Source organism: Streptomyces sp. NPDC059477, from assembly GCF_042749375.1.
Taxonomy (GTDB): Bacteria; Actinomycetota; Actinomycetes; order Streptomycetales; family Streptomycetaceae; genus Streptomyces.
On the sequence record NZ_JBHYUG010000054.1, the window covers coordinates 27088 to 34011 of the forward strand.

General features: G+C 66.2%; 6 protein-coding genes. 2 read left to right on the forward strand and 4 right to left on the reverse strand.

Going from position 1 to position 6924, the window contains the following annotated elements; translation table 11 throughout:
• Positions 1-160: 160 nt before the first annotated feature.
• Positions 161-427: a DUF6003 family protein gene (locus ACFXAZ_RS25025; RefSeq protein WP_384595375.1), complete on the reverse strand. Its 267-nt coding sequence runs from the start codon at positions 425-427 to the stop codon at positions 161-163.
• Positions 428-678: 251 nt separating this feature from the next.
• Here ACFXAZ_RS25025 and ACFXAZ_RS25030 point away from each other — a divergent pair, with 251 nt between their 5' ends.
• A complete protein-coding gene (locus tag ACFXAZ_RS25030) occupies positions 679-2547 on the forward strand; it encodes an Hsp70 family protein (protein WP_384595377.1) in 1869 nt (622 codons plus the stop codon).
• Positions 2548-2658: 111 nt separating this feature from the next.
• Positions 2659-3306, forward strand: a complete 648-nt coding sequence (locus ACFXAZ_RS25035) for a hypothetical protein (protein ID WP_384595380.1) — start codon at positions 2659-2661, stop codon at positions 3304-3306.
• A gap of 1219 nt (positions 3307-4525) precedes the next feature.
• Here the strand turns inward: ACFXAZ_RS25035 and ACFXAZ_RS25040 are convergent.
• Genes ACFXAZ_RS25040 through ACFXAZ_RS25050 form a run of 3 tightly spaced genes read right to left on the reverse strand, consistent with a single transcriptional unit; the run spans position 4526 to position 6907 of the window.
• Positions 4526-5545, reverse strand: a complete 1020-nt coding sequence (locus ACFXAZ_RS25040) for an ABC transporter (protein WP_384595383.1) — start codon at positions 5543-5545, stop codon at positions 4526-4528.
• Positions 5542-6480 carry an ABC transporter ATP-binding protein gene (locus ACFXAZ_RS25045; RefSeq protein WP_384595386.1) on the reverse strand — a complete coding sequence of 313 codons (939 nt, stop codon included), beginning with the start codon at positions 6478-6480 and terminating at the stop codon, positions 5542-5544. The genes ACFXAZ_RS25040 and ACFXAZ_RS25045 overlap by 4 nt, the downstream gene beginning before the upstream one ends.
• A complete protein-coding gene (locus tag ACFXAZ_RS25050) occupies positions 6473-6907 on the reverse strand; it encodes a GntR family transcriptional regulator (protein WP_384595389.1) in 435 nt (144 codons plus the stop codon). Before ACFXAZ_RS25050 ends, ACFXAZ_RS25045 begins: the two co-directional genes overlap by 8 nt.
• Positions 6908-6924 lie beyond the last annotated feature (17 nt).

The following is a 6924-nucleotide window of genomic DNA, read 5'->3' on the forward strand; positions in this document are numbered from 1 at the left end:
GCCTGTCAGCGGAATCGAGCCTACGGGGCACAACGTTCTGGAGAAGGCCCGCGTGCCCCGCGTCGGTTCGAGCCGACCGCGTGTCCGTCCCGAGCGAGTGCATGCCGACAAAGACGTACGCCCCCCGCCGGGGGCTCCGCTCGCTCCACCATCTCGGCCCCTACTTGAGGGCACTCCGCACAGTGTTGCGTGAGTGGCCAGTGAGCTGTGCGATACGAACCTCGGTGATGCCTGCGGCCTTGGCCCTTCGGATCAAGTCGTCTCGAGAACGAAGGTAATCACCGTAGGCCAGCAACTCCTCCTCAATGCTATCGATCTCACCACGACTTTCCTGGCCGTGGCGCCACGTTGATGGGGATCTTGGCCGCCCCTGATCCGGGCCAACTGAGTCAGATGCCGCCTTAGTCATCGGGGCAGGTTTCTTCATGGTCAACCTCTACTGTGGGCCTGATTCGACGTGTTCAAAACTATACATGCGCAACTTTGCACACCCAGTAATTCGATCATCCCATCGGAGCTATCACATAATTAGCCGGATCGAGGGATAGAATTCTGGTTTCCATCCGGTCGACTTGCCCAAATCAGGAACCATCCAAGACTCTTCGACGCAATGGCACGAGCAGGTACACCGCAGGCAGCGCCGTGGACCTGTCTCGACGCAGCGAGAGGAGAAGGCGCATGGCCGCACCCAAGGTCGTCGTCGGAATCGATTTCGGAACACACGGATCCGGAATTTCTTGGTGCACTTTTGGCGGGAGAAACGACGACCCTGCCGAGCGAAGGATCAACTTCTTCAATTCGTGGCTAGGGCAACCAGTCGCCTCGGTGAAGAATCTTTCGGCGCTGCTGGTTGATGCCCAGGATGAACTGACGGCCTGGGGATACGACGCACGTCGACGTGCCCTCAGCACCGTCCACGGGATCGAAGCCCCTCGGTACTACAGCGGCTTCAAGATGGGGCTCATGGAGCAAGCCGTAGCCGACCGCGCGGCCACGGCCGGGAACACGAGGCCGCCCGCAGTGGATGAGGCGGAGGATGAGGACGATGACCTGGAGGACGAAGACGACGAGGAGGATGAGGACGTTGCGACCGGAGAACGTCCAGTAGCCGGGGACGCAACCGACCGGGTCAACCTGTCGGGTTCACGCCGAAAGAACGCCGAGACTCTGATCGTCGCTTACCTCAAGCGGCTTTACGAAACGGCTATCTCGCAGGTCAAGGCCAGCGGCTACGACGAGGCAGACATCCGTTGGTGTCTCACGGTACCTGCGATCTGGACCGACGAACAGAAACAGGCGATGCGGGACATCGCCCAGAGGGCCGGGCTGCCAGCCGAGGACGGACGCCTGATCCTCGCGCTGGAGCCTGAAGCGGCAGCACACTATGCCCGTTTGAGCGGCGTCAAAGTCGCCCGCGGCACCGACGAGGGCGGCAACCTCATGGAACCGGGGTGCCGGTTCGTGGTCGTCGACTGCGGCGGCGGCACTGTGGACCTCACGGCGTATGAGAACGACGCTGATGGCCGGATGGTGGAGATCAGCCTGCCAATCGGAGGCGCCTACGGCTCGGAGGAGATCAATCGCGCCTTCCGAGACGAGCATCTCCTAGACCGGTTCGGCAAGTTGGAGCTCTTGCAGGACCTCGCCCAAGAGCATCCCGACGCGTTGCTAGACCTCACCGAGGCGTGGGAGCGGGCAAAGCTCCACTTTGGTCCTGGGGAGACCGACCCGATCTATCTCACCTTGCCCACAGCGATCGACCGCCGCATCGGGGCAACTGTCCGGAAACGGCTCTCTCGCAAGCAGGATGGCGTCACGGACGCGATCGTCGTGACTGCCGATGAGGCACGGAAGCTGTTCGACAATGTCGTGCCCGAGATCCTCGACCTCATCGATGAACTGTTCAAGGAGATCGAGAACACTGCTCGCTCCGACAGCCGAGAGCCCGTCGTCATCCTTGTCGGTGGTTTCGGTGCATCGCCCTTTCTGCAGCACGCGGTCAAGGAGCACCTCAACGGGCGAGCTCAAGTGCTGGTGCCGCCCGACCCTGGGGCCGCTGTGCTGTACGGCGCCGCCCACTTCGCGTACGAACCACATACTCGAGCCCGCCGCAGCCGGCTGACGTACGGAACGCGCTTCACCCCTGAGTTCATGGAAGGCATCGACCCAGAGGACAACCGGTTGCTCTTGAGTACTGGTGAGGCGCACTGCAGCAAGCGGTTCTCCAAGCTCGTGACCCGTGGGGAGCTTGTGGACACCGACCAAGAGGCGTACGAGACATACGTCCCGCTGGAAGGGACCTCACGAAAGCTGCAGTTCAGCCTCTACTCCTCCACCGAGCCGGACCCCCGGTACATCACGGATCCGGGCTGCGAGTACCTAGGCAAGATCACGATCGACTTGACGAAGGTGATGGCTTTCGCTCTGGAGGACCGGGGCGTCACCCTGTACATGCAGTTCGGGGAGACCGAGATCAAGGCGCGAGCCGTTGTGCAGAAGAGCGGCGAAGAGGCATCCACCACGCTCCGCTTCCGCACCGACTACTGACGAGAGGGACCCCCCGTGACTCTGTACGGCGAGGAAAGTACCTGGGGAGCCAGGGGCTTCAGTCACTCGGAACCACACGCTGTGCCTCATCCACCTGCCAGACCCCGTAGGTTGGACCTTGAACTGGACGAAGGCGCACGGCGGCTGACTCTCCTGGAACGCGATCACGCGGTGCTGAAGCGGTCCTACGAGGAACAGTTGGCTCGTATGGTCCAGTTGGAGAGGCGGCTAGACGCATACATGGCTGCTCACGCCAGGGAGCGGGATGATGTGCCGTCCAATGACCACGGCGCCCATCACGTCATCGCTCGCGAGTACGACGCCTTCGTAGAGCAGAAGGTGCAGGGCATGGTCCGGACCGGGGGAACCAACGTCTACGGTTCCGTTCCCTACGGTGTGCCTCAACTGCCTTGGCTAATGAGCCGAATTTCCGCTGTGCTCTTTGGGCCAGATGAACCGGACGCCGCGACCGTGCTGGCCGCACTCGGTCGAAAGCGCCTGGATCCGCTCGCATCACAGGCCGCGCGGCTTTGCGACACCGCTCTCGATCTGCGCCAACGTTCCGCACAGACGAGGTTGCCCTGCCAGTGGGACTTCGAGCTGGTTCCGGGGGCGGTGCTCGACGAGGAATGGCAACAGGCGTGGCCATCCTGCGACAGGAGCCTTCCTGCCCAGTTCGTCATCGCGCCCGCCTACATCGTGGCCGAACAGGTTTACAGCCTCCAACGGGTCTACACGGGTCTCTCCATCCCCGTTTGAAGGCGCGCTTGGTTCCGAGGCCGACTAGGGCGTGTCCGGCAGATCATGTGGCTGTAGGGTCGCCGGCTCGTTGTCTTTGGTGTGGGGCGGGGCGATCTGACGAACGCGGAAATAGTCGGGCCAGGTGGGCCAGGTGGGCCACTTCGGACTCGACGGCAGCACGGCCATGCTGGGCTCCCCTCCCGGGGTGGCAGGCAGCACGAAGCCAGCCCGCGTTATCGGTTGACCGAGTGGGATTCTTGCACGCGCCGGACGCCGTTCGTGGTGGAACCATCACGCAGGGCCAGCCTCGACGCCAAGAGGCGCTCGCAGAGTTCGCACCGGATTCCACTCACGCGGAGCGAGGGGCCACCAGCCATCGCTCTGCTTCACGGCCTACCGCGATCAGTGGCCCCTCGTCGCCAGGCGGGTGAGCGCCGCGTGGAGGCCGTCGACCGCAACTCGCCACTGTGGAACGGCGAGACCGAGCCGCTGAGGTGACCCGGCAGGCAGAAAAGCAATGTTGCACGGCACACAGACCAGGAACTCACGCCAGATCGCCAGACGCCGCTCGTACAGGGCCCTACTGGCACGATAGCGCCGCGTCTTGATCACCCAGAGGGCGACGGCCCCTGGGACCAGCGCTGCTACCCCAGCCACGGGCATGCCGTTGGTGTAGGCCCAGCCGTAGATCACGGTGGCGATCCCGAACAGGACCCACCCAACCGGCCCTGGACTGGTCCGCGAATAGCTGCGGCGATGTGGTGGGGAGACGAAGCGACCCAGCACTGTGTGCAGTTGCCCGGAAGACCGCGTGCTCGTGCTGATGTAGGTGCCGTGCCCGCCCACGAAGCCACTCGCTCCACCGGTCGACCTACCGTTGAACGTGCCGCTGTTGGGCTCCGTGATCGACTCCGCCGGACACTCACCGGCAGGCTCGCCGCCTTCCGGGCAGGAAGCGGCCGTAATCAGCCGATTACGGCCGCCCGCAGCATCGTGGACATCTCTGACGGTGACGATAGGTAGCGCATGGGCACCTTCGGCCGGACAGGGGGAGGACGCGTGGGGAAGCAGGTCAGGTGTGGGTCGACCGATACCAAGACCGGCAAGCGGTGCCGGAATCCGGCGATGATCGGTTACTCCCGCTGCCAGTTGCACCGGGGGCCGTGGACCCCACCCCAGACGAAGAAGACCAAGAAGCGCTGACCCGCGTACCGACCGAAGACGTGGACCGTGCCCGTCAGACCAGCCGTCTGCGCCCCCACGTGAAGAGGAACACCGTGATGGCCGCCGTCAGGGCGAAGAGGATCGACGCGCCGAGCCACTGCATGGTGGGCATCTGGGTGATCGGTACGTAGTCCACGGACCAGCCAATGACGTCGGCCTGGTTCAGGCAGGTCTCGCGGGCCTGTTCCGAGGGCTCGGTGGCGCAGGTGCTCCAGCCGAGGAGGTCGCCGGCGCCGGTGAGGTACGACTCGTCGGTGACGTGTGCGGAATCGGAGAGCGTGGGGAACGAGTCCTCCGCGATGACGCCCTTGTCGGTCGTGAGGGTGACCGGGTCGCCGAGGCTGATCCGGAGGGAGTCCCAGACGTACAGGACGGCGACCGCGAAGGTCATGGTGAACGCCATCGCCGCGAGCGTGCGGCGGAGCACCAAGCCAATCGCCGCACCGCCGACGACGGTGAGCAGCGTGAGGGCTACGGGCACGGGTCCCGTGGTGTCGAACGCGAAGCCGGTGCTCCAGAGCACGACGCTGCTCTGGTCCTTGACCGGGTTCAGCCACCAGCCGTAGGCGACCGACAGCGACACCGTGACCACCACGACGACCAGCGCGGTCACGCCGAGCTTCGTGGCCAGCCAGCGGCGCCTGCTCGTGGACTGGGTGGCGACGAGCCCGGCGGTGCCGTGTTCCAGGTCCTGTGCGAGCAGCGGGGCGCCGACGAAGACGCCGAGGAGGAGGGGGATCGCGCTCAGCAGGAAGCCGACCGATTCGAGCGCCTCGGAGTACTTCACGAACGCCGCGCCCATGCTCTCGGCGCCCTCGCGGGGCAAGCCGTTGTCGGCGAGGAAGTCCGTCATCCGGCCGCGCTGGTAGATCATCCACCCCAGCAGCAACGCCATCGCGCCCAGCATGGTCCAGTAGGCCGACCGGTGCTGGCGCCAGACCAGCCAGGTCATGCCGCTCAGGCGGGGGCGGCCGGAGGATGAGGATGCGGGTGTGGGTCCGGTCTTGTCCGGGGGGCTGGTCACCGTGCTCATGCCGCCGCCCTCCGCGTGTCGACCCGGGCCTCGGCGGTGGGGGTGATCAGCGGTGGCGCCCCGGTCGAGCGCAGGTAGGCCAGCAGGAGTTCCTCCATCGTCGGAGTGTCGGTGTCCCAGGGGCCGGTGACCGGCCCATCCGGTCGTACCAGGGCGATGAACTGCCGTCCGCTGCCCCGGGATTCGACCACCGTGTGCCGCGTCAGCGGCTCCGGCAGCGCCTCGCCCTCGCGCGCTCCCGTCACCCGGGTGTGCGCGTACAGCAGCTCGTCCACGTCACCGGCGAGGCGCACCCCGCCCTCCGCGACGACCACGAGGTAGTCGCAGACGTTCTCCAGTTCCGCCAGCACATGCGTGGACATCAGCACGGTGGTGCCGCGCTCGGCGGCCTCCGCCATCAGCGTGCCCATGAGTTCATGGCGGACCACCGGGTCCAGGTCGCTCATCGGCTCGTCCAGCAGCAGCAGATCCGGGCGCTTGCCGAAAGCCAGCGCGAAGGCCACGCGGGTGCGCTGTCCGCCGGACAGCGTGGCGACCTTGGCGTCCAGCGGCACCTTCCCCGCCCGCACGATGTCCTCCGCGGCCCGCTGATCCCACGTCCCGGGGTTCAGCTCCCGGCCCACCCGCAGCGTCTCGGCCACGCTGAAGCGGCGGAACAGCGGCTTCTCCTGCGCCAGGTACGCCGTACGCCGTCCCGCCTCCGCCGTGTCCGGGGCCCCGCCGAACACGCTCAGCGTGCCCCGCGTCGGCTCCAGCACGTTCGCCGCGATCCGCAGCAGCGTGGTCTTGCCCGCGCCGTTCGGGCCGACCAGCCCGCAGATCCGCCCGGCCGGGAGCCGGAACGAGCAGTCCCGCAGGGCCCAGCCCCGCCGGTACCGCCTGCCCAGCCCGACCGCCTCGATCGCCGTCCCCCCGGCGTACGTACCGTCACTCACCCGAATTCCCCGTTCCGTTCGTCGTTCCGCCGTACTGCTTCTCCAGCGCCGACGCCACCAGCGCGGCCACGTCCTCCCGCTCCAGACCCGCCTCCCGCGCCCGCGCCATCCACGTCACCAACTCCCCGTGCAGCGGCGAGTCCGCGCCGCTCTCCGGGCGGGCCAGTGTCCGGGTGACGAACGTGCCCTGACCCGGACGCGGCTCGACCAGACCCTCCCGCTCCAGCTCCCGGTACGCCTTGAGCGTGGTGTTCGGGTTGACCGCACTGACCTCGGAGACCTCCTTGGCGGTCGGCAGCCGGTCCCCCGGCACCAGAACGCCCAGCCGCAATGCCTGCTTGGTCTGCTGGACGATCTGCTGAAAGGCGGGGACCCCGCTCCGTCTGTCGATACGGAACTCCAAGATCACCACCCCCTCCATCATCATTCCACTAATCAAGTAGT